Origin of the sequence: Pseudomonas fitomaticsae, from assembly GCF_021018765.1 — a bacterium.
In the GTDB taxonomy this organism is placed as follows: Bacteria; Pseudomonadota; Gammaproteobacteria; order Pseudomonadales; family Pseudomonadaceae; genus Aquipseudomonas; species Aquipseudomonas fitomaticsae.
In genome coordinates, this window is sequence record NZ_CP075567.1 from 2,992,537 (window position 1) to 3,016,085 (window position 23,549).

Here is a 23,549-nt window from a genome sequence, read left to right on the forward strand (position 1 = left end):
ATGGAGTTGAAATTTTTCTCAGGCAAAAAAAGGCGCGTGAGTTTTTGACTCACGCGCCTTCGGGTTCATTTGCTGGCGTTCAACACAATCCGGTACCGCGCCTTGCCGCTGCGCAGATGGTCGACGGCTTCATTGACCTTGCTCATCGGAAATTCCTCCACCTGCGGCAGGATCTGATGCCGCGCGCAGAATTCCAGCATGGTCGCTGCCGTGGCAGGCGAGCCGACCGGGGAGGCGGACAGGGATTTCTGTTGCGGGATGAGGTTGAACACGTGAACCGGAATTGCGTCGGGCACGATGCCGACGAAGTGCAACCGGCCCTTGCCGCGCAGGGTGGCGAGCATGGCCGTCCAGTCGAGGTTGGCGTTGGCGGTGATCAGTAGAAAGTCGAGGGTGCCGGCAATCGCTTTCAGCGCCTCGCTGTCGGTGGAGGCGACGACCTTGTGGGCGCCGAGGCGTTTGGCTTCGTCCTGTTTGCTCAGGGAAGAGGTGAACGCGGTAACGTCGCATCCCCAGGCATTGAGAAACCGCAGCGCCAGGTGTCCGAGGCCGCCGATGCCCACTACGCCGACCCGGTCGGTGGGCTTGATGTCGAATTCCACCAGCGGATTGAACACTGTGGAGCCGGCGCAGAACAGCGGGCCGGCGAGTGCCGGGTCGAGGTTGTCCGGCAGTTTCAGTGCCCACGCCCAATGGGTGCGCAGCCGATCGGCGAAGCCGCCGTGGCTGCCGATGATCGTCGGTTTGGCGGTGGCGCAAAGGTGATGCGAGCCGCCGATGCAGGACGAGCAATGCATGCAGCTGCCCTTGTACCAGCCGATACCCACGCGCTGGCCGACTTCCAGGCCACGCACCTGCGGGCCTGTGCGCACGATGCGGCCGACCACTTCATGGCCGGGAATGAACGGGTACTGGCTGATGCCCCAGTCGTTGTCGATCAGCGACTGGTCGGAGTGGCAGACGCCGCAATATTCCACGGCGACTTCAACTTCTTCATCTCCCAGCGGGCCGGGGTCGTAACTGAAGCGCTCCAGCGGCGCGCCGGCCGAGGTGGCGGCCCAGCCGGTGAATGTCGTGGGTTCGGTGTTATTGGTCATGGGACACCTCCAGGTCTGGCGCTGCGGGCGCAGCCTGAAGAGTCTAGCGTGTCATCGAGCGGGCGCTAGCCAGGTGTTCAGCACGCGCCGGTCGAGTTCTTCCCAGTCCGCCATACCCAGCACTCGCGTGGTATTGAGGCCGCGCAGATAACCGCGCAGCTGATTGGCCACGGCCCGCACCGACTCTGAATCGTTCGCTGACTGGCCCAGCACGGTTTCGTATTCGACCAGGTATTCGGCCACCCGGTCGCGGAATTCGGGCAGGACGGCATCGCGGATCAGGTCAAAGGTTCGCACGGGTAATCCTCATCTGTTTTCGTTGTGATTGAGTGTGCAGCAGTCTGCACGCGGCGCAACTATTGGTTCAAGTAATAGTGACCATCAAGAAACGCAAGTTCTGCTTTGGCGCCGATGGGCGGAAAATCGCCTCCATCGAACACGCCGCTGAAGGAATTGCGCGATGAAGACTTTGACCCGACTGGCTGTAGTCGCCCTGCTGATGGGCGGGGTGGCCGCCACCGTAGCCCCGGCTTACGCAGACGACGCCAGGTCGTGCCATTTTCTGCCCGTCGCCGCCAGCAGCGCCGCGCTGCAGCACTCGCAAACCGTCGGTGTGCTGTACAGCGAAAACACTCTGGACAACCTGCAATACCTCGAGCGTTACCACGATGTGGCGGTGAACGGTGCCAAGGATGCGCTCGATGCGCGGATCCGTGACGCCTTCGTCGACAGCTCCGATCCGGAGCTGGCCATCGACTGGCTGATGAGTTCGCTGCAACAACAGTTTCTCTCGGTGACCGTCTACGACAGCCTCGATGCGCTGGTGCAGGCCCATCCGGACGTGGTGGTGATGCTCGACACCCACAACCGTCTGCTGACTCAACGCAACAGTCAGGTCGAAGCGCGGTTCGCCGCACGCTTCTACGACGCCAACCTGCAATACATCGGCAAGGCCGAAGGCGCGGTGGAGAAGCAACTGCCGTCGGTGTGGGTACACAACAAGGCAGCGCCCGAAATCGCTGCCGGGATCGAACAGCAACGCGACCTGCAACTGAGTGCCTTGAAGCAGTTCGATGACTCGCTCAAAGCCCTGGTGAGTGCAGGCTGAACACCCTAATCAAAAACGGCAACGGCAGTGCCCGTGACACTGAACGTTGCCGAAGAACCGAACCGTTTATTTTCAGGATTTTATCCATGCGTGCCTTTTTTATCCCTGCCATGGCCTCTGCCACTTTACTGCTGACCGCTTGCGCCTCTGCGCCGAACGACCCGACGCTGACCCTGCAGACTCACAAGACGCCTGCCCAGTACGCCGAATGCGTGGTGCCGAAACTTCAGGGCAGTGCGCTGAACCCGACGGTTTCGCAGACCCAGCGCAGCTACCGGATCGTGGTGCCGAGCAAGGTGGCGGCGGACAACGTCCTGGAAGCCTACAAGGCACAGGACGGCGGCAAGGTCTTTTTATATGAGCGCCACTTGCTGGCTTCGAGTTTCCTGCCGTCGAGTTTTGAACGGGCTGCCCAAGAGTGCCTGTAACGCCTGACGGTTAACGCTTTTGACGATGCTCCTTTGGTTGGCCGCAACCAACCAATTCCTTTGCCCTGCACCTTGCGGGGCTTTTTTTTGCCCGGCGTTGGCTCAGTCGGCGCTACGCTGGATAGCGGAAAAGGTTTTCGGGAGAACAAGGATATGAAGAAGGACAGCAGCGGCGCGGCGACCGAGAATCCCTCTGTGCTGATCGACGCGAGAATCAAGGAACTGAACGACTGGCGCGGCCAGAAGCTGGCCGAGATCCGCGCGATCATTCATGAGGCGGATCCGGAAGTCGTCGAGGAGTGGAAGTGGCGGGGCGTTCCGGTCTGGTCACACAACGGCATCATCTGCACCGGGGAAACCTACAAGGCTGTGGTGAAAATGACTTTTGCCAAAGGCGCGGCGCTGGAGGATCCGTCAGGACTGTTCAATGCCAGCCTTGAAGGCAACACCCGGCGGGCGATTGATGTTCACGAAGACGACAAGATCGATGCCAAGGCTCTGAAAGCGCTGGTGCGTTCGGCGATCAAGTTGAATTCAAAAAAGAAATGATTTGCCGTTGAGGCGGAGGTGAAGCGGAGGAGGGGGAAACGAGGAAAAAAATGGCAGGGGCGGCTGGATTCGAACCAACGCATGGCAGGATCAAAACCTGCTGCCTTACCGCTTGGCGACGCCCCTGTAGCTATTGGTTTCAGTCCCGGGAGGACCTCTGCAACAGTGGGCGGCACTTTACCAGCGCTCTTGCGATCTGTGAACCCCTGAAGCAAATAAATTTCAGGGAAAACAGCTACTTATTTCCCGGACGGTATCGCCGGTCAGGTTTTTCGGGCTTTTCAGCGATCGCCATGAAAACTGCCGCGACCGCTGTAGCCCGAAAACCTGGCAAAGACCTGCCCCGGCGAACCGATCAGTTGCCGTCCGCAACCTTGCGTTCGATTTCGTCGACCTTGCGTTGCAACTCTTCAGCGTCCTGCTCCTTGGTGCGGGTCGACGAGGGCGTGATGACCTCATCCACGCCGCGGGTGTTGTCGTCCGGGTCCTCAAGATCGCGTTTCACCACATTGACCGGTTTGCCGGACGTATCAGTGGGTGGAGCTTTGCTGTCGTTGTTCATGGCGCTGACCTCCGTTGGCTTAAACGTTGGATGCAGCGCCACTGAGCGAGTTCGAGATTTTTCGCGGCGAGCGGGCAAACGGCAGCCGTCACCGTTTCAGCTCAACGACCCCGGCACTCCCGCCAGCAAACCGGTCAGCGTCTTCATGATCGCCTGCTGCCGGGCCCGGTCGGTCAGGTGCCGGGCCTCGGCGGCGGCGACGTCGGCGTGGCAGTGCGGGCAGATCGATTCGTGCGGCTGGATGTATTGCAGGCAGTCGCGGCACAGGGCCAGTTGGGTTGGCAGGCGTCCTTCCTCGGGGGAGGACTGGCCCTGATTGATCCAGGCCAGTTTGATCACTTGGCCGCTGTCGCTGACGCTGCTGACTTTTTCGCCGGTGTCGATGCGTTCGGTGATCAGGTCAAAACGACCGACGGCAAAGGAGCGCTGGGCGGCGTCTTCGACTTTGACGATGCGCTCGCGCAAACCCTGTTTTTGCAATTCCAGGGTTCGGTAGTGGCAGTAGGGATTGTTGCCGGGTTTGCCCAGCAGCGAGTGCGACGTCCAAGTGCAGCCGCCCCGGCACACGTCGTTGTAATAGCAGCTTCGGCAGTAGCCCCACAGGTCATCGACCGAGCGCAGGCGGCCGAAGTGCATGCCTTCGCTGTAATGCCAGATGTCGTGCAGGCTCATGTTGCGCACGTTGCCGCCGGAAAAACCGACGGTTGCCAGTGACGGGCAGCCTTTCACCGTGCCGTCTGCCTCCAGCGCCAGCACGGTCTGGCCAGCCGCGCAGCCGCTCCAGTGCACGCGTTCGTCACCGAAGCCGCGCCACAGATGTTCGTAAGGGCCGTAATAACCGATGTTGTTGCCGACGTTCATCAGCAATCCGCGATCCAGCCCTTCGCGGTATAACCGGGCGAGCAGCGGCATCACTTCCAGCAGCTTATAAGGCTGGAGCAACAACTCAGGATGGTCGACGGCGTTGCCCATGGCCACTGTGATCTGGATCTGCCAATGGGTGGCACCGAGCTCGATGATGGTGTCCATGAGCTCTGGCAAGTCCGGCAACGTGGCCGCGCCGATCTGGGTGTTGACGCTCACCGCCAGCCCCGACGCCTTGGCCCGGCGCAGGGTGTCGACGGCCTTGTCGAACGAGCCGGGCACGTTGCGCACCTTGTCGTGCAGCGGCGCGAGTCCGTCCAGGGAAATGCCGACCCCGTTCAGCCCGGCATCGACCGCTGCCTGCATCTTCGCCGGGGTCAGATTGCGCCCGCCGGTCTGGATCGCGCAGTACATGCCGTGGTCGTGGATGGCGCGGATCAGTTGCGTCCAGTCCTTGCGCAAATAGGCTTCGCCGCCGATCAGGGTGATCTCGCGGGTGCCGAGTGCGGCGAGGGAGTCGATCACGTCGAGGCATTCGCGGGTGTTCAGTTCATCAGGGCGCCGATGCCCCGCGCGGGAGCCGCAATGCAGGCACTTGAGGTCGCAGGCGAGCGTGATTTCCCAGACCACGTGCACCGGCACGTAGCGTTTGAGATCGGTGTCGCTGAGGTAGCGGGCAGGGCGGTTGTCTGTCATGGGAGATCCTTGCGCACGGGCCTGTGCGCGGCACGATTGGACTGACCTCGATTGGCTGGAAGACCGGTCGCGGTCACCCATGACCGCGACCGGGCCGTACCGCTTAGCGCGCTTCCAGTCGCGCGATTTCCGCGTTCAGCTGCGCAAGGGCACTGCGCAAGGCGTCCTCGTGGGCCAGCTGTTGTTCGCCTTGCTGCACGGCGACTTTCAACTGAGCCAGATCACCGCTTTCCTTCGCCGTTTGCACGGCCACCGCATACAGCGGCTGGACATGATGCTCGGGAGGTAGAGGCTCGACGCTCGGTGCCTGATGCACGGCGACGTGCCGCACGTCCTGCCACTGGCCGCCTTCGTTGTAGCGGTAATCGACAAAGCCGCTGGTCCAGTCGTTCAGAATGCCCTTGAGGTGGAAGGTCTGGGCGATCTGGCTCAGCGGGCCGCTAGGGCTGCCGTCGAGGGTGAGAATGAGGTAAGTCTCGGTGGATGGCGTGAGCCTGGCCTCGGAATAATCGCCCCAGACCCGGGCATGGAAATTCACCGGTGGCCAGGTGCTTTGAAACACGCTGGCGGTTCCGCTGACTTTTTTGCGGACGGTATCGACCACGATATCGAGGGTCAGAACCGGTGCGCCCAGCAGTGAGTTACTGGCGATGAGGCGGGTGTGAAAAAGTCCGATCGACATGATGCTGCTCCCTTGTGAAAGTGATGGTTCCAATTGCCGATCAGCGACTTTGCACGCGGCTGATTTCTTTGTTGGCGTCGTCCACGGCTTTGCGCAGCAGCGGCAGTTGCTCCAGTTGCTGTCTGGCCTGTGCGGACAGGCTCTTCATCTGGGCCAGGTCACCGCTGGCGATGGCGCCCTGAATCGGCGCGGCATACAACGGCAGGACCGGTTTGTGTGGCTCGATCACCGGGCCGGGATTGAAAGCCTGAAGAACGTTCGAAGGCACCTCCACCAGATGCGCCGGCACGTTGTTCAGTTCGTGCCAGCGCTGGCCGTCGAAGTACTCATAGTTGGCCACGCCTTCGCGCCAGTCGGTGCCGACCACCAGGTGGATCTTGAAGTTGATGATGGAGTTGGAGCCGGGGCCGCCATGGTTACCCTGGGCGGTGATCAGGATCTTGCTGACACCGGGCTTCATCACCGTCATGTAGGTGTATTCGCCCCAGACGTCCGAGTCGATGTCGAGCGGCGGATTGGTTGTCTGAGTCACCGCGGCGTTACCGGTGACATGCTGCTGTGGCGTGGACACCAGCAGGTTCAGCGCAAGACTCTGCGCCCCTGGCTGGCCCGTACCGATCCGGTAGCTCACCGGGAACAGGCCGACATTTTGCTGAGTTGCTGACATGTTGATTGCCTCCATTGCAATGTGGGAAATGGCCTCAGGGTTTTTCCAGTCGAGAAACTTCTTTGGCCAGTTTTTCGTACGCGGTTTGTAGCTCCTTCGCTTCCGGCTTCGTTGAATCGCGCTGCTTCAACAAAGTCTTCATCTGGTGCAGATCGCCGCCGGTGATCGCGCTCTGGATGGCGACGCCGTAGGGCGGGATGTTGTGATTTGAACCGGTCATATCGAGGCCTTCCTCGTAAATGTCTACCGCTCGACCCCTTGCGCAGAAGGGGCGCCTTTCCTGACAGGCAGGCGAACGACATCGGCCAGAATTACCGGCAACCGGGATTCTTGGCGACGTGACAGCCTGATCCGTCGGGATCTGATCAATCCGCAAATTCGATTCGCGCAGGGGCGACGCGGCAGCGCCGGCTCATGCGCAAGCGTCGTCAGCCAAAACCGTCGGGCCTGGCCTCGGGCGTCAATGAAGGGGGTTGCCGGTGGGGCAAACGGGGAAATCTCGCCTGTACGTTGGTCATCTTTCTGTCCTTGATAGAAAGCAACGAAACACAGGGATAGGTCGTTCACTCTTCAAGAGTGCAATACCCGCGCAAGCACAAAAACCATCCCTGATTTTTCTTCCAGTGCCGCTGATGGCGCTCGTCGAGCGACGTTTGCCAAGTGGCCAGCATTTCGCCAGCCACGCAACCCTAGACCCGTTTTTGCAGGGCTGCCAGAAAAAGCGCCGAACGGTCATTTCAAGGGCAGATTTTCCTTTTGGCCAACCGTTGCTGGCAGAGGGGCAGTGAGGTCATCATGCGCCAATTGCTTACGGGAACACCGAGGTCGACATGCCCATCACTCTGCTTCTTCGCTGCCGTCATCTGGAAACGACCCGAGATCATTACCGTCACAGGCTCGGGTTCACGGTGGCGGATTCCGCTGAACTCACGTTCACTGCCGAGCTGGACGGCAGTCGCCTGATCTTCACCGAGCAGGACCTCTGGACGGCACCCGTTGCCTGCTCCGGCACGTTTTACTTTGCAATCGCGGATGTCGAGCGCTACTACGCATCAATCAAGGACAAGGCAGACATCGTCTGGCCGTTGCAGGACATGCCCTATGGTTCAAGGGACTTTGGCGTACGCGACTGCAACGGCTACCATCTCGCCTTCACGCAGATTGCCTGAGCCACGGACGGACCCGACACCGTATGAGCCTCAACCCGTTTCCCTTGCCCGAAGACCTCAAGGTTTTCCTCACCGTCATCCGCAAGAACAGCTTTGCCAGCGCCGCCGACGAGTTGGGCTTCTCACCGGCCTACGTCAGCAAGCGCATCGCGGTCCTGGAAACCACGCTGGCGAGCAAGCTGCTGCACCGCACCACCCGGCGCATCGCGCTGACTGATGACGGTGAGCGGGTGCGGATCTGGGCGGAGAAACTGCTGGGGGATTTCGATCAGTTTCTCGGCGAGATTTCTCAGGCCCGGCACCAGCCGGCGGGGTCGCTGCACATTTGCAGCAGCTTCGGTTTCGGCCGCAATCATGTGGCGCCGGCGATCAGCCAGTTGTCTCGGACGTGCCCGAAACTCGATATCCGGCTGGACGTGTTCGACCGGGTGGTCGATCTGGTGGGCGAGGGCTTCGACCTGGAAATCCTCGTCGGCGATGACCTGCCGGGCCAGCATCTGGCGCGCAAACTGGTGAGCAACCGGCGCGTGCTGTGCGCCACGCCGGAATACCTTGAACGCCGGGGCACGCCGCAATCCCTTGAGGACCTGAAAGATCACGATTGTCTGGTGCTCAAGGAGCGCAACAACGCATTCGGCATCTGGACCCTGAGCAAGGACGGGCAAGAAGAGACGGTGCGGGTGAATGGCCCGTTGTCCTCCAACAGCGGCGAGATCGTGCTGGAGTGGGCCTTGAGCGGCGGCGGGATCCTGTTGCGCTCGATGTGGGACGTCAAACCGATGCTCGAGCAGGGCAGGCTGGTGCAGGTGCTGGACGGCTACACCCAGAGCGCCAACGTTTGGGCGGTCTACCCGACCCGGCTCAGCGAGTCGGCGAAATTGCGGGTGTGCGTGGAGTTTCTGGAAGAGTACTTCCGCGATTTATCCGTGGAATGAAAACGGGCGGTTCAATGAACCGCCCGTTTTTTTTGTCATCAACCCAGCCAGGGATTGTCCGCCAGATGCCGCGCTTCGAAGGCGCGGATCTGCTCGGTGCGTTGCAGCGTGGTGCCGATGGCATCCAGCCCGAGCAGCAGCGACTGTTTGCGCAACTGATCGATCTCGAAGCCGATCAGTGTGCCGTCTGCCAGCTCGAGGGTCTGCTGTGCCAGGTTCACGCTGATCTGCGCGGTTTCCGGGACGCTGATTGCCTCGGCCACGCGCTTGAACGGCGCGTCGTCCAGCTGTATCGCCAACACGCCATTGCGCTGGCAGTTGTCATAGAAAATCCCGGCGAACGTGGTGCCGATCAAGGCCCGGATGCCGACTTGCTTCAAGCCCCACACCGCGTGTTCGCGGCTGGAACCGCAGCCGAAGTTGGGGCCGGTCACCAGAAACGTCGCGTCCTGCCAGGCCGGCTGGTTGAGCACGAATTCAGGGTTGGGTTCGCCGGAGGCGAGAAAGCGCAGATCGAAGAACAGCCCGCGATCCAGCCCCTGGCGATCGATGCCCTTGAGAAACTGCTTGGGCATGATCACGTCGGTGTCGATGTTGGACGCAAGAAACGGCGCGGCGCTGCCGCTGACGGTGTCGAAAGGTTGCATGGTTCAAGCCTCCAGCGCGACGGTGCGCACGTCAGTCAAATGGCCGCTGATGGCGGCGGCGGCGACCATCGCCGGGCTCATCAGGTGGGTGCGCGCACCGGCGCCCTGACGGCCTTCGAAGTTGCGATTGGTGCTGGACGCGCAGCGATCACCCGGCGCGAGCACGTCGTCGTTCATCGCCAGGCACATCGAGCAGCCCGATTGCCGCCACTCGAAACCGGCGTCGAGAAAGATCTGCGCCAGGCCTTCGTCCTCGGCCTGATTGCGCACCAGCGTCGAGCCGGGAACGATCATCGCCCGCACGTGAGCCGCCACACGCTTGCCGCGTACCACACGGGCGACATCGCGCAAATCTTCGATCCGCGCATTGGTGCAGGAACCGATGAAGGCATGGCTGATCGTCACTTCGTTCAGCGGCATGCCGGGCGTCAGGCCCATATAGTCGAGGGCGCGCTGCAAGCCCTGACGCAGGATCGGATCGGGCTGGGCGGCCGGGTCCGGCACGTGTCCGCTGACCGGCGAGGCCTGATCGGGGCTGGTGCCCCAGGTCACCATCGGCTCCAGCGCGGCGACGTCGAGGCTGACTTCACGATCGAACACCGCGCCATGGTCGCTGTGCAGGGTTTTCCAGCGCTCGACGGCCTGCTCCCAGATCTTGCCCTTGGGCGCTCGCGGCTTCAGTTGCAGGTAAGCGAACACCTTGTCGTCCGGCGCCATGAACGCACCCCGGGCGCCGGCCTCGACGGCCATGTTGCAGATGGTCATGCGCGCCTCGACGCTGAGAGCGCTGATGGCCGGGCCGGTGAACTCGATGGCGTAACCGGTGGCGCCGGAAGCACCGATTTTTTCAATCAGCGCCATGATGATGTCCTTGGACGTGACGCCCTCGGCCAGCTCGCCGTTGACCGTCACCCGCAGGGTTTTCAGGCGTTTGTAGACCAGCGTCTGTGTCGCCAGCAGGTGCTCGATTTCCGAAGTGCCGATGCCGAAACCGAAGGCGCCCAGCGCGCCGTAAGTGGTGGTGTGGCTGTCGCCGGCCGCGACCACCATACCCGGCAAAATGAAGCCCTGTTCCGGCGCCACGACATGTTCTATGCCTTGGCGTTTATCCAGTACATCGAACAGCTCGATGCCGAAGTCGCGGCAGTTTTCTTCGAAGTACGACACCTGACGCGCGCCCCCGGCGTCAGGCATGGTCGCGATGCGTTTTGGTGCGGTGGGGTTCACATGATCGACCACCGCCAGTGTCGCTGCGGGCCGCCACACCGTGCGCCGGGCATCGCGCAGGCCGCTGAAGGCTTGCGGGCTGGTGTATTCGTTGGCGACCTGGCGGTCGATGTAAAGCAGCACGTGGCCCTGATCGTCGAGGGTGCAGACGGTGTGACTGTCGATATGCTTCTGGTACAGCGTTCTCGGGCTGGGCATGGCTTGCGCTCTTTTCTGTCCGGTGCAAAAACAACTTGAGGACAGGATATTGAACGCAGAAATGGCATCAATAGCGCTTTGGTGAAGCGGTTAAACACGAACCGTGAGCAATGGCCTCAGGCCTTTGTGCGCATTCCTCGCAGCGGATCGTCCAGCAACTCGAACTGCTCGGCCATGAAGTCGATCAGCATCCGAAGCGACGGCAGCATGCCCTGACGGCTGGCGAACACCGCGTAGATCATCTCCGTGCGCGGCGCCCAGTCGGGCAGCACCACCGCCAGTTGACCGCGCTCGATGAAGTCATGCACCAGCGACATCGGCATTTGCGCGACACCCACGCTGTCGATGGCCGCGCAGCGCAGCATCGGCAGGCCTTTGGTGATCAATTGCGGGCGATGTTGCAGGGTGAACTCGGAACCGTCCTGATGGAACAGCGTCCAGCTGTAAACCTGCTGCGGGCTGCCGTGGTGGGCGCTGGGGAATCGCGACAATTCTTCCGGCTCGCGGGGTTCGCCCAGCCGGTTCAAGAGCGCAGGGCTGGTGACCAGGCATTGCGGCCGCTGCGACAGCACCCGGCTGACCAGCTCGGAATCCTGCAAGGGTGGCGGCCGCACCCGCAACGCCAGATCGACGCCTTCGGCCACCACGTCGACCTGCCGGTCGCTGGCCTCCAGATGCACTTCGACACGCGGGTGCATGGCCATGAAGCGCGTGATGATCCCGCCGACGCATTCTTCCAGCAGCGTCGTCGGGCAGGTCACGCGCAACACGCCGCCCGGTTCGGCGCGGGTCATGGCAATCGCGGCTTCGGCGGCCTCGGCCTGTTTCAGCATCGCGCGGCAATGGACGTAGTAGGTCTGGCCCAGCTCCGTCACCGAGAAATGCCGGGTGTTGCGGATGATCAGTCGCACGCCCAGACGCTCTTCAAGCAAGGCAATGCGTCGGCTCAGGTTGGACTTGGGAATGCCCAGCGCCCGCGCCGTCGGCGCAAAGCCACCGTGGTCCACCACCATCACGAAATACTGCAGGTCATTGAGGTCTAGCACGGGGCGAGATTCGCTGGAAAAGGGACGCCAACTATACAAGCCCGATTGTCCATTGTGTGGGAAGCAGCGGCCCGTTTTCGGTACTGGTGGTCGATGTCGGGTGAACCGTAGATTGCGCCGTCTGAGCCTTGCACACACTGGATGTAGAACTTGAACAAGCTTTGCGAGATGCAATCGTTCGTCATGGTGGTCGACACCGGCAGTATCACCGAGGCGGCCCGGCAACTGGGTACCGCCAAATCCATGGTCAGCCAGCGGATTGCGCAACTGGAAAAACGCCTCGGCAGCATCGTCCTCGAACGTGGGCGGCAGGCGCGGCTGACGGAGGCCGGGGAGGTGTTTTATCGTTATTGCGTGCGGATTCTGTCGGAGGTCGAGGAGGCCGAGGACGCGGTGCTGGCCTTTCAATCGAGCCTGCGCGGCAGCCTGCGACTGGCGGCGCCGATGGCATTCAGCATTCGTTACCTGACGCCGATCCTGTCGTCGTTCGCGGTGCGCTATCCCGAGTTGCGCCTGGACATCGAATTCGACGATCGCCACGTCAACCTGCACGAAGAACGCTACGACGCGGCGATCCGCATCGGCGAGTTGCCGGACTCCTCGCTGGTGGCGAAAACCATCACCGCCAATCGCCACATCATCTGCGCCAGTCCCGATTACCTGGCCGCCCATGGCACGCCGCAAACTCCGCAGGAACTGTCCGAGCATTCCGCCATGCTCTACGTGAACCGCGAACCCCATGGCATGTGGACGTTGCCGGTGAACAATGGGCTGGAATCGTTTCGCGTGCGCTGCCGGATGCGCACCAACAACGGCCACCAGTTGATGGAAGCGGCGAAGGCCGGCATGGGGCTGGCGATCCTGCCGACATTTCTGGCGGCGCAAGCTATCGTGGACGGTGAGCTTCAAGAAGTGCTGGCGCCTTACGCGCCCCGGGGCGGGAATATTTCGGCGGTGTACCGGCGCTCCCAGCGGGCTTCGCCCAAGTTGCAGGCGTTGACCGATTTTCTCTGCGAACAGATCGGCAGTCCGCCGTTGTGGGAGCAATTGCTCGCGGCCCATTCGGCCGGTTGAGGCGTTCGGGAAAAGCGAAACCGCGATTCGTTTTTCCCCGGCTTATGAGCCCTCGTACCCTTCAATAAGCTCTTCCTCAACAGGCGCGCTTTGACGCCTGACAGGGAAGAAACCGATGAACGATACCCTTGTAAATTCTGCCCGGCGTGCCCCGGTCGATGTGATCGTGGTGGGCGGCGGTTCCGCCGGCGCAGTGCTGGCCCGTCGCTTGAGTGAAAACGTCCGGCGCCAGGTGCTGTTGCTGGAGGCGGGCCAGAGTTTTGCCCCGGGCAAGTACCCCGAAATCGTCGCCAGCAGCGACGTGGTCGGTGCTAATGGCAATCCCCAGTTCGAGTGGGGTTACATCTCCCGGCCGGGCTACGTCGAACACCCGATCGGTGCGTTGCGCGGCAAAGTGCTGGGCGGCAGTTCGGCCATCAACGGCGCGGTGGCGATTCGCGCCCGTGCCACGGACTTCCAGCGCTGGAATCTGCCGGGCTGGAGCTACGAAGAGTTGCTGCCCTCGTTCAAGAAACTGGAAAACTACAGCGGTGGCGCCAGCGCATTGCATGGCCATGACGGACCGCTGCCGGTGCATCAGCTCGGCAGCGCCGACGTCACGCCGATGCAGAAAGCCTTCATCTACGCCACGGTCGCCAACGGTTACCGGATGATCGACGACTTCGACGGCGCGAATGCCAACGGCGTCGGCCCGTACCCGATGAACATCGTCGATGGCGTGCGGGTCAACACCGGCATGGCTTACCTCACGGACGAGGTGCGCGCCCGCGATAACTTGCAAATTCTCGCTGACAGTCTGGTGGACAAGGTGCTGTTCGACGGCAAACGCGCGGTGGGTGTGCAACTGGCCAATGGCGAGCAATTACGCGCCAACGAAGTGATTCTTTCGGCGGGCAGTTACGGCAGCGCGGCGATCCTGCTGCGCTCCGGCATCGGCCCTGGCGACGATCTGCGCGCACTGGACATTGAGCCGGTCGCCGAATTGCCGGTCGGGCAAAACCTGGCGGATCACCCGTTCTATTACAACGCCTACGCCGCCAAACCCGACCTGATCGGCCGCCAGTCACCGGCCATCGGCGCCAAACTCTGGACCCACAGCCGTAGCGCCGAGCACGGTGATCTGGACATTCACATCACCGCGACCCACCTGTTCCCCCACGACCAAAGCCCGACCCAGGTCGGCTTCGTGCTCGCGGTGGCGCTGACCCGGCCGCTGTCCCGGGGCAAGGTCACGCTGGCCAGTCGCGATCCGTTAGTGGCGCCGAACATCGATCTGAACTTCCTCTCCGAACCGATGGATCGCCAGCGTCTGCTGGACGGTATTCGCCTGGCGCGGCGGATCGGTGCAACGGCGCCACTCAAGGGTTTGATCCATTCCGAACTGAATCCGGGGCAGGGCAACGATTCCGACGACGCCTTGCTGGCCAGCGTCAAAGCCACGCTCGACACCTATCACCACCCGACGTCGACCGCACCGATGGGCCGGCCAGGAGATGCGCACGCGGTGGTTGACCTCGAAGCCCGAGTGATCGGCGTGCAGGGCCTGCGAGTGGTTGACGCCTCGATCTTCCCGGACGTGCCGTCGGTTGCCACCAACCTCACCGTGATCGCCACCGCCGAAAAAATCGCCGGTCTCTACGCCTGAATCCAAGGAAGTTTTCGCCATGAACAACACCAAGGTTTTGAACTGGATCGACGGCCTGTGGCTGGATTCCGGTGATTACAAAGATTCCATCGACCCCGCAACTTATGAGCTGATCGGTCGCTACGCCGAGGGCGGACTGGCCGAAGCGCAGCAAGGCATCGACGCTGCGCAACGGGCCTTCACGCACACTCCATGGAAAGACGACAGTCAGCTGCGCGCGCAGGTCTTGCTGGAACTGGCGGACGTCTTCGAGCTCAACGCCGCCGAGCTGATCGACACCCTGGCGCTGGAGAACGGCAAGATCCGTCCCGAGGCCGCATTCGAAGTCGGCATGGTGCCGTCCAAATTGCGCTATTACGCCGCGCTGGCCCGCACCGAACATGGCCGCGCCGCGCAACCCCGGCCCGGCAAGATCTCTCTGGTGATCCGTCAGGCCGTCGGTGTCGCGGGCATCATCGTGCCGTGGAATTCGCCGGTGGTGCTGATGATCCGTTCGTTGGCGCCGGCCCTGGCCGCCGGTTGCACCACGGTAATCAAGATGCCTGGGCAGACCGCGCAGACTAACGCACTGGTGGCGCGGATCATGAGTGAAGCGCTGTCGCTGCCGCGCGGCGTGATCAACCTGTTCAGCGAGCAGGGCGCGGCCGGTTCGATCCATCTGGTGGAGTCGCCGAAGGTGCCGGTCATCAGCTTCACCGGCAGCACCGGCACCGGTCGGGCGATCTCGGCAGCGGGGGCGCAACACCTCAAGCGCTTCGGCCTGGAACTGGGCGGCAAAACGCCGATGCTGGTGTTCAACGACGCTGACCTCGACGCCGTGGTGCCGACGCTGGTCAAGGCGCTCACGGTGTTCTCGGGGCAGTTCTGCATGACCGGTTCGCGCCTGCTGGTGCAACGCGACGTTGCCCACACGTTGACTGAACGCCTTGCCGCTCGACTTGAAGCGGTGCGGGTCGGACCGGCGGCGGATCCGGCCAGTGACATGGGGCCACTGATCGACAAACCGAACGTGCAACGGGTCAATCAGGTGGTGGAAGAGGCGATTGCTGCCGGTGCGCAAGTCATCGTGCGCGGTGGGCCGGTGACTGACGGGCCGCTGGCCAAAGGCGCGTTCTATCGGCCGACGTTGCTGCGGGTCAGTGATCCGGAGATGGCCATCGTCCAGCGCGAAACCTTCGGCCCGGTGCTGACCCTGCAGGTGTTCGACAGCGAAGCCGAGGCCATTGAATTGGCCAACAATAGCGAATTCGGCCTGGCCGCCAGCGTCTGGACCCGCGACATCGACCGCTCGCTGCGGGTCGCCCGTGAACTGGAGGCCGGCACGGTGTGGGTCAACGACTGGGCGGTGGTCTACGACGAGTTCGAGGAGGGCGGCTTCAAACAGTCGGGGCAGGGGCGCCTGAACGGCGTGGCGGCGATGGATGATTTTGTCGAGTACAAACACATCGCGCTCAATCCCGGTCGGCGTCAGGAGTGACCGCGATGCGATTATCCCGACCGTGGATCGTCGCGCTGCTGGCGGGGGCGCTGAGCGCGTCCCCGGCCTATGCCGCAGGCGAACAACCTCTGACTTTCACAAGGACTGATCCGGTGTTTCAGGACAAACTCTACGATGCGTTGCTGGATGCGCTGTACGCCACGTTCGGCAAGCACCCCGGCTTTCGCGCGACCCATGCCAAAGGTCTGTTGGTGAACGGGACTTTCACCGCCTCACCGGCGGCGGCGAGTCTCAGCCGTGCGGCCCATTTGCAGGGGAAACCGGTGCCGGTGGTGCTGCGGTTCTCCAACTTCAGTGGCGTGCCGGCCACGGTGGACGGCGATCCGCTGGCCAGCCCGCGCGGGCTCGCGGTGCGTTTCAAACTGCCGAACGGCGAGTTCACCGACATTGTCGGCCATTCGTTCGACGGTTTTCCGGTGGCCACGCCACTGGAATTTCTCGGCTTCCTGAAAGGCATCGCTGCAACGGTCGCAACACCGCCGGATCCGCAGCCGTTGCAGGCTTTTCTGGCAGAGCATCCGAGGGCCAGGCACTTTCTGGAAACGCCGAAACCGGCGCCCGTCAGCTACACCAGCATCGAATACTTCGGCGTGAATTCGCTGGTTTTCAGTAACCGGGAAAGCCAGGAGCAGATCGTGCGCTATCGCATCGAACCGCTAACCGGCCAATCGCTTATCAGCGATCAACAAGCCGCCCGCATGCCAGCCGACTACTTGCAGGACGAACTGGCGGCACGACTGGCGAAGGGCCCGGCGCAGATGCGTTTGATCGCGCAACTGGCAGCGCCGGGCGACGTGATTGAAGACGGCTCGATCCCGTGGCCAAGAAACCGCCGTGAAGTCGAACTGGGCCTCTTCACCCTCGATTCGCTGGTGCCTGCTGAAGATCAGCAAGCCGCCCAGCAACGCCTCGACTTCAGCCCCGGCCGGTTGCTCGACGGCATCGCCCTGAGTCGCGACCCGATGACCCTGGCCCGCGACCGCATCTACCAGCGCGCCGTGCTGCGGCGCCGGCAACCATGACCACCGAGGCCGGCGCCCGCTGGAAGCAATGGCTGGTGTCATGGCTGGTGGTGTGGCCGCTGTCGGTGTCTATGCCGTGGGCACTGGCGGCGCTGCTGGAACTGGCGGATCTGCAATTGCCGGGGTGGTTGTTCAAGATGCTGGTGGCCGGGTTGATCTCGTTCAACATGGTGTATTGGCTTATGCCGCAGAGTTCGCGGTTGATGGCGCGGTGGATGGTGCGTTAAGCGTCTCGGGCCTTACTCGGTGGCGTCAAAAGCCTCGTGGTAGCTGACGACACCGACCGGCAACTCACCTTCAAACGCCAACGCCTGGAAGTACTCCGTCGGAATCCCCGGCAACTCCAGACCGGCATGGGCCTTGAAGCCGAAGCGGCCGTAGTAGCCCGGATCGCCAAGCACCACGCAACCAACCCCGCCAATGCGCTGCAACTCCGCCAGCGAAGCTTTCATCAGCGCCGAGCCGATGCCTTGCTGCTGTCGGGTCGGGCACACGGAGATCGGGCCGAGGCCGTACCAGCCTTGAGCGCCGGAGGAGATCGTCACGGGGGAAATGGCCACATGGCCGACCACCGTGTCGTTCTCCACCGCCACCAGTGAAACGCTGAGCTGACCGGCGCGGCGCAGGGCGTTGACGATGAATTGTTCGGTGTGGCTGGAGTGTTCTTCGTGTTGGAACGCGGCCTCGGTGATTCGGGCGATGGTGTCGATGTCTTCGGCGCGTTCGTTGCGGATTGTGATGTTTGTGTTCATGCGTTCTCGGGTGTCCCGGTCGATCAGGGTTCGAAGGGTTTCGAACAGCGGATCGGCATTGGTGTATTGCTTGCCGTAGGCCAGGTTGAAGCCATAGTCGAAGTCTGGCGGATTCTTTCCTTGAGTGTGTTGTAAAAGCGTTTCCAGCTTGTCGAGGGCCTTCACCGCTTTGGCTTCGGGGGAGTGGGCGTTTTCGTAGTCGTCCCAGAGCGCGAGGATTTCGTTTCTCAACGCGTCGTCCAGGGAACGGGTGAGCAACAGCAAGTCGTTGCGCTCCTGTTCGCCCTTGTCGGGAAAACCGGCTTGATCGACCGCCGGGATGTCACCGTTGATGGCTTCGCCGAGGTCGTGGATGACGCACATCTTCAGGACTTTCAGCACATCGAGCCCGGCCAGGTCGTCGGCGAACACGATCGCCATCAGGCACAGGCGCCAGCTGTGTTCGGCGGTGCTTTCGCTGCGTCCGGAGGAGGTGTGGGCGCTTCTGAGGACGTCCTTGAGCCGTTCCGCTTCGCGCAGGAAGTCGAGGCGTCCCTTGATTTTTTCGAGGTTCATACAGTGGCCGGGATTAAGAGAGCAGAGCTGAAAGCCTAGGCCCGGCCTTGATCATCGTCCACGCATAAAATATGCGGCGCGCGGCCTACAGCGTTTCCACCAGCCGTGCGGCGGTGCCGTCCGACAGCGCGATTCGCGTCCAGCGGCACAGGCTTTCGCGAATGGGGACGAGGGTTGAGTCATTGCGGCCGGTGACGAATTCCAGCGCCGGCGGCGCCGCGATTTCTCGCCAACCGGTGTCATCCAGCAAGGACTCCTTGTGCTGGATTTCCGGCGTCGCAAAGCGCCACAGCGATTGCCCCAGCAGATCGCTCAGCGGACTGCTGAATTGCGCCGCGCGGGCGGGGGAGCAGGCCAGCAGGCGATGGGTCAGGTCGCAGACAAGATGAACTGGACGGGCGCTGTCCGTAACCAGTCGCGCGAGGGCCTGATCGGCGGCGCTGTCGAGTCGTGCCGCGAGCAGCCGTTCGAGCTGAAGATGCGCGTCCGGATCCATTGCCTGCACGCCGCTTTCCCAGCGGGAAATCGTCGACTGGGTGACCCTGAACAACTCGGCGGCATGGCTCTGCTTGACGCGGTGCAGCACGCGCCAGCGGCGCAGGGCGATGCCTGGCAGACTGGGCTTCAACAAGGTGTCGGACATGGCGATGGATCGCAAAAGGAATGCGGGCCGACAGTCTGAAGACTGTCGGCCCGCGCTGCAAATCGACGCGATGTCAGGTCATTCCGGGAGTTTGGCGATTACCTTGATCTCGAACTGAAAGCCATACAGCCAGGTCACGCCGACCGCCGTAATCGTCGGGTGCGGCGCCTCGCCCCAGAACTCGGGCACTACTTCCCAGATGGTTTCGAAGGCCGATTGCGGATCGACCATGAACACCGTTACGTCCACCACATCGTCGAAACTGCCGCCGGCCGCGCCGAGGATGGCGTTGAGATTGGTGAAGGCCAGTCGCACCTGTTGTTTCAGATCCGGTTCCGGCGAGCCGTCCTCAAGGCTGCCGACCTGGCCTGAGACGAACAGAAAACCGTTGGAGCGAACCGCCGGGGAATAACGATTGCGCTCATAAAGCGCATGGCGTCCAGGTGGAAAAACCACGTCGCGTTTTGGCTGGATATTGGTCATGGGGTGTCTCCTTCAATGGGTTGAAAACCTGTGATGGAGAAACTGTAGGGACTTGCCTTGACGCGATAAACGCGCAACCTTGGCGATCACTGTTTGCAAATCCCAAACAATCGAGCTGCTATCAGAGGTGGGGTATGGACCGTTTTGACGCGATGCAAGCCTTCGCCAGGGTGGTGGAGGCGGGCAGTTTCACCAAGGCTGCAGAAACCCTGCACATGAGCAAGACCACCGTGACCCAGCTCATTCAGCAACTGGAGGCGCGGCTGCGGGTCAAGCTGCTCAACCGCACCACGCGCAAGGTCAATGCCACGGCGGACGGTGCGGCCTATTACGAGCGGGTGATCAAGCTGCTGGCGGACATGGACGACGCCGAGACCAGTCTCCCCGGCGCCGCGGCCCAGCCCAAGGGACGCTTGCGGGTCGACGTGCCCAGCCCCTTGGCCAACCTGATTCTGGTGCCGGCGCTGCCCGAGTTCTGTGCGCGGTATCCGGAGATCCAGATCGACATGGGCGTCAGCGACCGGATCGTCGACATCATCGATGAAAACGTCGATTGCGTGGTGCGCGGGGGCGAGCTGCGGGATCAGTCGCTGATGGCCCGGCGGGTCGCCGATCTTGAGCTCGGCGTATATGCCGCGCCGAGTTACCTGGCCCGCGCCGGTACCCCGGTGCATCCCCGGGAGCTGGAGGACAGCCATCACCGGGTGGTCGGTTTCCTCTGGGCGCGTACCGGCAAACCCGTGCCTTACGCCTTGCACAACGAACATGAAGACCTGCAGATCAAGGGTCGCCACGTGCTGGCGGTCGATGACGGCAACGCTTACCTGTCGGCAGGCCTCGCGGGGCTGGGAGTGTTGTGGCTGCCCAGGTACATGTCCAAAGCACACGAGGCCAGCGGTGATCTGGTGCCGCTGTTCGAAGACTGGCGCCTCGATCCGATGCCGCTCTACGTGGCGTACCCACCGAACCGCCACATCAGCCGCAAGCTGCGGGTGTTCATCGACTGGATCGCCGAAGTGATGACCCGCCACGCACCGGTCATGGATCGCTCAGGTTCGCCAGCAACCACTCGGTAAAACTGCGGGCCATCGGATCGCTTTCGCTGTCGCGGTGGGTCAGCAGCGCCCAGTTCGGGCCGCGAATGGTCTCGTCCACCAAGGGCTGCAACAGCCCGTCGGCCCGAGCCTTGCGGCTGAGCAACTGGCTGACCAGCGCGATGCCGAGGCCGCCGCATGCCGCGTCCAGCAGCAGGCCCGGATCGGAGAAGTTCAGGCCCTGATCCTGCTGGCCGACATCGATTCCCGATTCCACCGCCCAATGGCTCCAGTCCATTTCCCGCTCGCCGTGCAGCGTTGTCCGCTGCGCGCTTGGCACGCTTAACAAGCTCGGATGACACGCCGGATAGAGGCGGTCGGCGTGCAGCACCTTGAAGCTGCATTCAGCCTGCGAACTGATGTCGTCGCGCACCGCCAGATCGATGGTCTGGGTCGCCATGTCCGGCACTTCATCGGTGCTGAAAATCCACAAATCCACATTCGGATGCTGACGGCGGAAATCCCCCAGCCGTGGCAGCAACCAATGCCGGGCGAACGCCGGCGTGGTGTTGAGCACCAGTTGATTGGGTTTCTGATATTGCCCCAATCGCCGGATGCCCACCGACAATTGCTGCAGCATGGCCTGGGTGGTGCTGAGCAGATCATGGCCGGCGTCGGTCAGGCTGACACTGCGCCCGCTGCGGAAAAACAGCGGTTGCTCCAGGTACGCCTCAAGGCTGCGGATCTGCTGGCTGATGGCCGATTGCGTGAGGCTCAGTTCCTCGGCGGCCTTGTGAAAACTGCCCAGCCTGGCGGCGGCTTCAAAGCCGCGCAACGAGCTGAGGGGTGGCCAGTGTTTCAGCATGATCGATAAGTTCCTCTAATCAGTTTTCCGCTAAATTCATCGTTTGTTTGCCCATTGGGCCGCCATTAGCATGCACGTCAACGCCGCCAAGGCTGTTTTCATTGAACACAATGGCTTAACTCAAAGGGCTTTTTACCATGCAGCAGAACAAAAACAACAACAGCGGTTGGATGATGCCGGCAGAGTGGGTGACGCACGCGGCGACCTGGATGGTCTGGCCACACAACAAGGCCCTGTGGGAGTCGGGCTGGGGCGTGACCTTGCCGTTGGTGCAGGAAGATTTCGCCCGCGTCGCCAACGCCATCGCCCGGTTCGAACCGGTGAAAATGGTTGTTGATCCGTCGGCGATTGCCAGCGCCAAAGCCTTGTGCGGGCCGAACATCGAGCTGATCCCGCTGGCGGTCAACGACAGCTGGTGCCGCGACTCCGGCCCGAGCTTCGTGGTGCACCCGGAGCAAGGTTTGGCCGGGGTGAGCTGGCGCTTCAACGCGTGGGGCGGCAAGTCGGCCCATGACCTGGACGAAAGCCTGGCCCGCCGCGTACTCAATCACCTGGGCGGCGAGTGCTTCGGCACGGCGCTGAGTAACGAGGGCGGCGCGATCCATGTGGACGGCGAGGGCACGTTGATCACAACCGAATCGGTGCTGCTCAACCCCAACCGTAACCCCGGCGAGAGCAAGGCCGAGATGGAAGAAATCTTCAGTCGTTTGCTCGGCGTGAAGAAAACCATCTGGCTGCCGGGCGATCCGGATTACGTCACCGGCGACATGACCGACGGCCACGTCGATGGCGTCTGCGCCTTCGCCCGTCCCGGCGTGTTGCTGGTGGACGCGACTCACGATCGCAGCTCGGTGTACGCCGAAGTCGTGCGGGAAAACCGCCGCGCACTGGAACTGGCCACCGACGCCCAGGGCCGCAAGTTCGAGCTGATCGAGCTGTACGAAGCCACCGACGCGGTGGACACAGAAGCCGAAGTGTTCTGCGCCTCGTACACCAATTTCTACATCGCCAACGGCGCGATCATCATGCCGGCGTATGGCATCGAGGCCGACCATATCGCGGCAGAAACGCTGGCCAAAGCGTTCCCGGGACGTGAAGTGGTGCCGGTGCAGATCAATCACCTGGCCCATGGCGGCGGCGGTGTGCACTGCATCACCCAGCAACAGCCAGCCTGGCCGGTGGAGGGTTGATCGATGACGCTGCTCAAAGTCGCCACCACTCAGATGCCGTGCACCTGGGACCTGAGGAGCAATCTTGATCGCGCCGAGCAGTTGGTGCGTGAAGCGGCCGCGCAGGGCGCGCAAGTGATCCTGTTGCAGGAACTGTTCGCCACGCCGTATTTCTGCATCGAACAGAGCCACCATCACATGGCGCTGGCCGAGGAGTACCGCGACAGCCAAGTGCTGTCGCGTTTCGCCGCGCTGGCCCGTGAACTCGGCGTTGTGTTGCCGCTGAGCTGGTACGAGAAGGCCGGCAATGCCTACTTCAACTCCCTGAGCGTGGCCGATGCCGACGGACGCCTGTTGGGCGTGTACCGCAAGACTCACATCCCCAACGCCATCGGCTATCAGGAGAAGGAATATTTCAGCCCCGGCGACACCGGTTTCAAAGTCTGGGACACCGCGTTCGGTCGCCTCGGCGTGGGCATCTGTTGGGATCAGTGGTTCCCGGAAACCGCCCGCTGCCTGGCCTTGATGGGCGCTGAAGTGCTGCTGTTCCCGACGGCTATCGGTTCGGAACCGGGCTGCGCGGATCTGGATTCGCGCGACCACTGGCAGATGACCATGCGCGGCCACGCCGCTGCCAATCTGCTGCCGGTGATCGCCTCCAACCGCGTTGGCCGCGAAGTGGCGGGCACCGATGCGGCGCTGCAAATGAATTTCTACGGCTCGTCGTTCATCTGCAACCACAAGGGAAAAATGCTCGCCGAAGCCGACCGCGCCAGCACCGGTGTCTTGGTGCAAAGCCTGGATCTGGCAGCCATGCGCGAAGATCGCCTGAGCTGGGGCATCTACCGCGACCGTCGTCCGGAAATGTACGGCGCGCTGTTGAGCCAGGACGGCCGTCACCTTCACGCCCGCTGGAATCCTCAAGGAGTCTGAC

The 23,549-nt window shown here is 62.4% G+C and carries 27 protein-coding genes, 1 tRNA gene and 1 pseudogene; 13 read left to right on the forward strand and 16 right to left on the reverse strand.

Annotated features, from left to right (window positions below; genetic code table 11):
* Window positions 1-65: 65 nt before the first annotated feature.
* Complete coding sequence (gene ahr / locus KJY40_RS13430) at window positions 66-1,097, reverse strand: NADPH-dependent aldehyde reductase Ahr (protein WP_230737399.1); 1,032 nt, start codon at window positions 1,095-1,097, stop codon at window positions 66-68.
* Window positions 1,098-1,148: 51 nt separating this feature from the next.
* Window positions 1,149-1,394, reverse strand: a complete 246-nt coding sequence (locus KJY40_RS13435) for a hypothetical protein (RefSeq protein WP_085655376.1) — start codon at window positions 1,392-1,394, stop codon at window positions 1,149-1,151.
* Between the two features lie 163 nt (window positions 1,395-1,557).
* Between KJY40_RS13435 and KJY40_RS13440 the strand changes: the two genes are divergently transcribed.
* The 3 genes from KJY40_RS13440 to KJY40_RS13450 all read left to right on the forward strand — a co-directional run bounded on the left by KJY40_RS13440 (window position 1,558) and on the right by KJY40_RS13450 (window position 3,182).
* Entirely contained in the window at window positions 1,558-2,205 is a 648-nt protein-coding gene (locus tag KJY40_RS13440; protein ID WP_230737400.1) for an ATPase, read from the forward strand.
* Between the two features lie 86 nt (window positions 2,206-2,291).
* On the forward strand, window positions 2,292-2,633 hold the full coding sequence (locus tag KJY40_RS13445) for a YajG family lipoprotein (protein ID WP_230737401.1): 342 nt from the start codon (window positions 2,292-2,294) through the stop codon (window positions 2,631-2,633).
* Window positions 2,634-2,786: 153 nt separating this feature from the next.
* Entirely contained in the window at window positions 2,787-3,182 is a 396-nt protein-coding gene (locus KJY40_RS13450; RefSeq protein ID WP_230737682.1) for a DUF1801 domain-containing protein, read from the forward strand.
* 51 nt (window positions 3,183-3,233) lie between these two features.
* Here KJY40_RS13450 and KJY40_RS13455 read toward each other — a convergent pair.
* The 6 genes from KJY40_RS13455 to KJY40_RS13480 form a co-directional block, all read right to left on the reverse strand.
* Window positions 3,234-3,308 (reverse strand) — tRNA-Gln (locus KJY40_RS13455).
* A gap of 229 nt (window positions 3,309-3,537) precedes the next feature.
* Window positions 3,538-3,744, reverse strand: a complete 207-nt coding sequence (locus KJY40_RS13460) for a hypothetical protein (RefSeq protein WP_230737403.1) — start codon at window positions 3,742-3,744, stop codon at window positions 3,538-3,540.
* 96 nt (window positions 3,745-3,840) lie between these two features.
* The gene (locus tag KJY40_RS13465) at window positions 3,841-5,304 is read right to left on the reverse strand and encodes a GDL motif peptide-associated radical SAM/SPASM maturase (protein WP_221535156.1); all 1,464 of its coding nucleotides are present in this window, start codon (window positions 5,302-5,304) and stop codon (window positions 3,841-3,843) included.
* A gap of 103 nt (window positions 5,305-5,407) precedes the next feature.
* Complete coding sequence (locus KJY40_RS13470) at window positions 5,408-5,986, reverse strand: DUF1842 domain-containing protein (protein WP_230737405.1); 579 nt, start codon at window positions 5,984-5,986, stop codon at window positions 5,408-5,410.
* Between the two features lie 40 nt (window positions 5,987-6,026).
* On the reverse strand, window positions 6,027-6,653 hold the full coding sequence (locus KJY40_RS13475) for a DUF1842 domain-containing protein (RefSeq protein WP_230737407.1): 627 nt from the start codon (window positions 6,651-6,653) through the stop codon (window positions 6,027-6,029).
* Between the two features lie 34 nt (window positions 6,654-6,687).
* Window positions 6,688-6,873: a DUF1843 domain-containing protein gene (locus tag KJY40_RS13480; protein ID WP_230737409.1), complete on the reverse strand. Its 186-nt coding sequence runs from the start codon at window positions 6,871-6,873 to the stop codon at window positions 6,688-6,690.
* A 610-nt stretch (window positions 6,874-7,483) separates the two neighbouring features.
* On the opposite strand from KJY40_RS13480, the gene KJY40_RS13485 reads away from it, so the two are divergent.
* Window positions 7,484-7,822: a VOC family protein gene (locus KJY40_RS13485; RefSeq protein ID WP_230737410.1), complete on the forward strand. Its 339-nt coding sequence runs from the start codon at window positions 7,484-7,486 to the stop codon at window positions 7,820-7,822.
* Between the two features lie 23 nt (window positions 7,823-7,845).
* Window positions 7,846-8,757, forward strand: coding sequence for a LysR substrate-binding domain-containing protein (locus KJY40_RS13490; RefSeq protein WP_230737411.1), 912 nt, complete (start codon window positions 7,846-7,848; stop codon window positions 8,755-8,757).
* Between the two features lie 38 nt (window positions 8,758-8,795).
* Here the strand turns inward: KJY40_RS13490 and leuD are convergent, their stop codons facing one another.
* The 3 genes from leuD to KJY40_RS13505 all read right to left on the reverse strand — a co-directional run bounded on the left by leuD (window position 8,796) and on the right by KJY40_RS13505 (window position 11,875).
* Complete coding sequence (gene leuD, locus KJY40_RS13495) at window positions 8,796-9,404, reverse strand: 3-isopropylmalate dehydratase small subunit (RefSeq protein ID WP_230737412.1); 609 nt, start codon at window positions 9,402-9,404, stop codon at window positions 8,796-8,798.
* 3 nt (window positions 9,405-9,407) lie between these two features.
* A complete protein-coding gene (leuC, locus tag KJY40_RS13500; protein WP_230737413.1) occupies window positions 9,408-10,829 on the reverse strand; it encodes a 3-isopropylmalate dehydratase large subunit in 1,422 nt (473 codons plus the stop codon).
* A 116-nt stretch (window positions 10,830-10,945) separates the two neighbouring features.
* Window positions 10,946-11,875: a LysR substrate-binding domain-containing protein gene (locus tag KJY40_RS13505; protein ID WP_230737414.1), complete on the reverse strand. Its 930-nt coding sequence runs from the start codon at window positions 11,873-11,875 to the stop codon at window positions 10,946-10,948.
* A 150-nt stretch (window positions 11,876-12,025) separates the two neighbouring features.
* Here KJY40_RS13505 and KJY40_RS13510 point away from each other — a divergent pair, with 150 nt between their 5' ends.
* From KJY40_RS13510 to KJY40_RS13530, 5 genes are all read left to right on the forward strand, one after another.
* Window positions 12,026-12,949: a LysR family transcriptional regulator gene (locus tag KJY40_RS13510; RefSeq protein ID WP_230737415.1), complete on the forward strand. Its 924-nt coding sequence runs from the start codon at window positions 12,026-12,028 to the stop codon at window positions 12,947-12,949.
* 115 nt (window positions 12,950-13,064) lie between these two features.
* Window positions 13,065-14,594, forward strand: a complete 1,530-nt coding sequence (locus KJY40_RS13515; RefSeq protein WP_230737416.1) for a GMC family oxidoreductase — start codon at window positions 13,065-13,067, stop codon at window positions 14,592-14,594.
* Between the two features lie 19 nt (window positions 14,595-14,613).
* Window positions 14,614-16,071: an aldehyde dehydrogenase family protein gene (locus tag KJY40_RS13520; protein WP_230737417.1), complete on the forward strand. Its 1,458-nt coding sequence runs from the start codon at window positions 14,614-14,616 to the stop codon at window positions 16,069-16,071.
* A gap of 5 nt (window positions 16,072-16,076) precedes the next feature.
* Window positions 16,077-17,114, forward strand: a complete 1,038-nt coding sequence (locus KJY40_RS13525) for a catalase family peroxidase (RefSeq protein ID WP_230737419.1) — start codon at window positions 16,077-16,079, stop codon at window positions 17,112-17,114.
* Window positions 17,111-17,341, forward strand: coding sequence for a hypothetical protein (locus KJY40_RS13530; protein ID WP_230737421.1), 231 nt, complete (start codon window positions 17,111-17,113; stop codon window positions 17,339-17,341). Before KJY40_RS13525 ends, KJY40_RS13530 begins: the two co-directional genes overlap by 4 nt.
* A gap of 12 nt (window positions 17,342-17,353) precedes the next feature.
* Here the strand turns inward: KJY40_RS13530 and KJY40_RS13535 are convergent, their stop codons facing one another.
* The 4 genes and pseudogenes from KJY40_RS13535 to KJY40_RS13550 form a co-directional block, all read right to left on the reverse strand.
* A complete protein-coding gene (locus tag KJY40_RS13535) occupies window positions 17,354-17,866 on the reverse strand; it encodes a GNAT family N-acetyltransferase (RefSeq protein ID WP_230737683.1) in 513 nt (170 codons plus the stop codon).
* Window positions 17,864-18,421, reverse strand: a pseudogene (locus KJY40_RS13540) (HD domain-containing protein); the annotation flags it as partial. The gene KJY40_RS13535 and the pseudogene KJY40_RS13540, both read right to left, overlap by 3 nt.
* A gap of 85 nt (window positions 18,422-18,506) precedes the next feature.
* A complete protein-coding gene (locus KJY40_RS13545) occupies window positions 18,507-19,064 on the reverse strand; it encodes a helix-turn-helix domain-containing protein (RefSeq protein WP_230737422.1) in 558 nt (185 codons plus the stop codon).
* Window positions 19,065-19,142: 78 nt separating this feature from the next.
* On the reverse strand, window positions 19,143-19,547 hold the full coding sequence (locus tag KJY40_RS13550; RefSeq protein ID WP_230737424.1) for a RidA family protein: 405 nt from the start codon (window positions 19,545-19,547) through the stop codon (window positions 19,143-19,145).
* Window positions 19,548-19,681: 134 nt separating this feature from the next.
* Between KJY40_RS13550 and KJY40_RS13555 the strand changes: the two genes are divergently transcribed.
* Window positions 19,682-20,623: a LysR family transcriptional regulator gene (locus KJY40_RS13555; protein ID WP_230737425.1), complete on the forward strand. Its 942-nt coding sequence runs from the start codon at window positions 19,682-19,684 to the stop codon at window positions 20,621-20,623.
* On the opposite strand, the gene KJY40_RS13560 is transcribed toward KJY40_RS13555, so the two are convergent.
* Window positions 20,586-21,446 (reverse strand): LysR substrate-binding domain-containing protein, encoded by an 861-nt coding sequence (locus tag KJY40_RS13560; protein WP_230737426.1) that lies wholly within the window; start codon window positions 21,444-21,446, stop codon window positions 20,586-20,588. The genes KJY40_RS13555 and KJY40_RS13560 overlap by 38 nt on opposite strands.
* A 137-nt stretch (window positions 21,447-21,583) precedes the next feature.
* Between KJY40_RS13560 and KJY40_RS13565 the strand changes: the two genes are divergently transcribed.
* Both KJY40_RS13565 and aguB read left to right on the forward strand, forming a co-directional pair.
* Window positions 21,584-22,636 (forward strand): agmatine deiminase family protein, encoded by a 1,053-nt coding sequence (locus tag KJY40_RS13565; RefSeq protein ID WP_230737427.1) that lies wholly within the window; start codon window positions 21,584-21,586, stop codon window positions 22,634-22,636.
* A 3-nt stretch (window positions 22,637-22,639) separates the two neighbouring features.
* Window positions 22,640-23,548, forward strand: a complete 909-nt coding sequence (gene aguB / locus KJY40_RS13570; RefSeq protein WP_230737428.1) for an N-carbamoylputrescine amidase — start codon at window positions 22,640-22,642, stop codon at window positions 23,546-23,548.
* Window position 23,549 lies beyond the last annotated feature (1 nt).

Coding starts and splice junctions, on each gene's coding strand:
- KJY40_RS13460 (WP_230737403.1), bottom strand. CDS start 3,744: ATGAACAACGACAGCAAAGCTCCACCCACTGATACGTCCGGCAAACCG.
- KJY40_RS13525 (WP_230737419.1), top strand. CDS start 16,077: ATGCGATTATCCCGACCGTGGATCGTCGCGCTGCTGGCGGGGGCGCTG.
- KJY40_RS13560 (WP_230737426.1), bottom strand. CDS start 21,446: ATGCTGAAACACTGGCCACCCCTCAGCTCGTTGCGCGGCTTTGAAGCC.
- KJY40_RS13555 (WP_230737425.1), top strand. CDS start 19,682: ATGGACCGTTTTGACGCGATGCAAGCCTTCGCCAGGGTGGTGGAGGCG.
- KJY40_RS13470 (WP_230737405.1), bottom strand. CDS start 5,986: ATGTCGATCGGACTTTTTCACACCCGCCTCATCGCCAGTAACTCACTG.
- KJY40_RS13485 (WP_230737410.1), top strand. CDS start 7,484: ATGCCCATCACTCTGCTTCTTCGCTGCCGTCATCTGGAAACGACCCGA.
- KJY40_RS13550 (WP_230737424.1), bottom strand. CDS start 19,547: ATGACCAATATCCAGCCAAAACGCGACGTGGTTTTTCCACCTGGACGC.
- KJY40_RS13565 (WP_230737427.1), top strand. CDS start 21,584: ATGCAGCAGAACAAAAACAACAACAGCGGTTGGATGATGCCGGCAGAG.
- ahr (WP_230737399.1), bottom strand. CDS start 1,097: ATGACCAATAACACCGAACCCACGACATTCACCGGCTGGGCCGCCACC.
- KJY40_RS13440 (WP_230737400.1), top strand. CDS start 1,558: ATGAAGACTTTGACCCGACTGGCTGTAGTCGCCCTGCTGATGGGCGGG.
- KJY40_RS13490 (WP_230737411.1), top strand. CDS start 7,846: ATGAGCCTCAACCCGTTTCCCTTGCCCGAAGACCTCAAGGTTTTCCTC.
- KJY40_RS13545 (WP_230737422.1), bottom strand. CDS start 19,064: ATGTCCGACACCTTGTTGAAGCCCAGTCTGCCAGGCATCGCCCTGCGC.
- leuC (WP_230737413.1), bottom strand. CDS start 10,829: ATGCCCAGCCCGAGAACGCTGTACCAGAAGCATATCGACAGTCACACC.
- aguB (WP_230737428.1), top strand. CDS start 22,640: ATGACGCTGCTCAAAGTCGCCACCACTCAGATGCCGTGCACCTGGGAC.
- KJY40_RS13465 (WP_221535156.1), bottom strand. CDS start 5,304: ATGACAGACAACCGCCCTGCCCGCTACCTCAGCGACACCGATCTCAAA.
- KJY40_RS13475 (WP_230737407.1), bottom strand. CDS start 6,653: ATGTCAGCAACTCAGCAAAATGTCGGCCTGTTCCCGGTGAGCTACCGG.
- KJY40_RS13535 (WP_230737683.1), bottom strand. CDS start 17,866: ATGAACACAAACATCACAATCCGCAACGAACGCGCCGAAGACATCGAC.
- KJY40_RS13480 (WP_230737409.1), bottom strand. CDS start 6,873: ATGACCGGTTCAAATCACAACATCCCGCCCTACGGCGTCGCCATCCAG.
- KJY40_RS13515 (WP_230737416.1), top strand. CDS start 13,065: ATGAACGATACCCTTGTAAATTCTGCCCGGCGTGCCCCGGTCGATGTG.
- KJY40_RS13450 (WP_230737682.1), top strand. CDS start 2,787: ATGAAGAAGGACAGCAGCGGCGCGGCGACCGAGAATCCCTCTGTGCTG.
- KJY40_RS13530 (WP_230737421.1), top strand. CDS start 17,111: ATGACCACCGAGGCCGGCGCCCGCTGGAAGCAATGGCTGGTGTCATGG.
- KJY40_RS13445 (WP_230737401.1), top strand. CDS start 2,292: ATGCGTGCCTTTTTTATCCCTGCCATGGCCTCTGCCACTTTACTGCTG.
- leuD (WP_230737412.1), bottom strand. CDS start 9,404: ATGCAACCTTTCGACACCGTCAGCGGCAGCGCCGCGCCGTTTCTTGCG.
- KJY40_RS13520 (WP_230737417.1), top strand. CDS start 14,614: ATGAACAACACCAAGGTTTTGAACTGGATCGACGGCCTGTGGCTGGAT.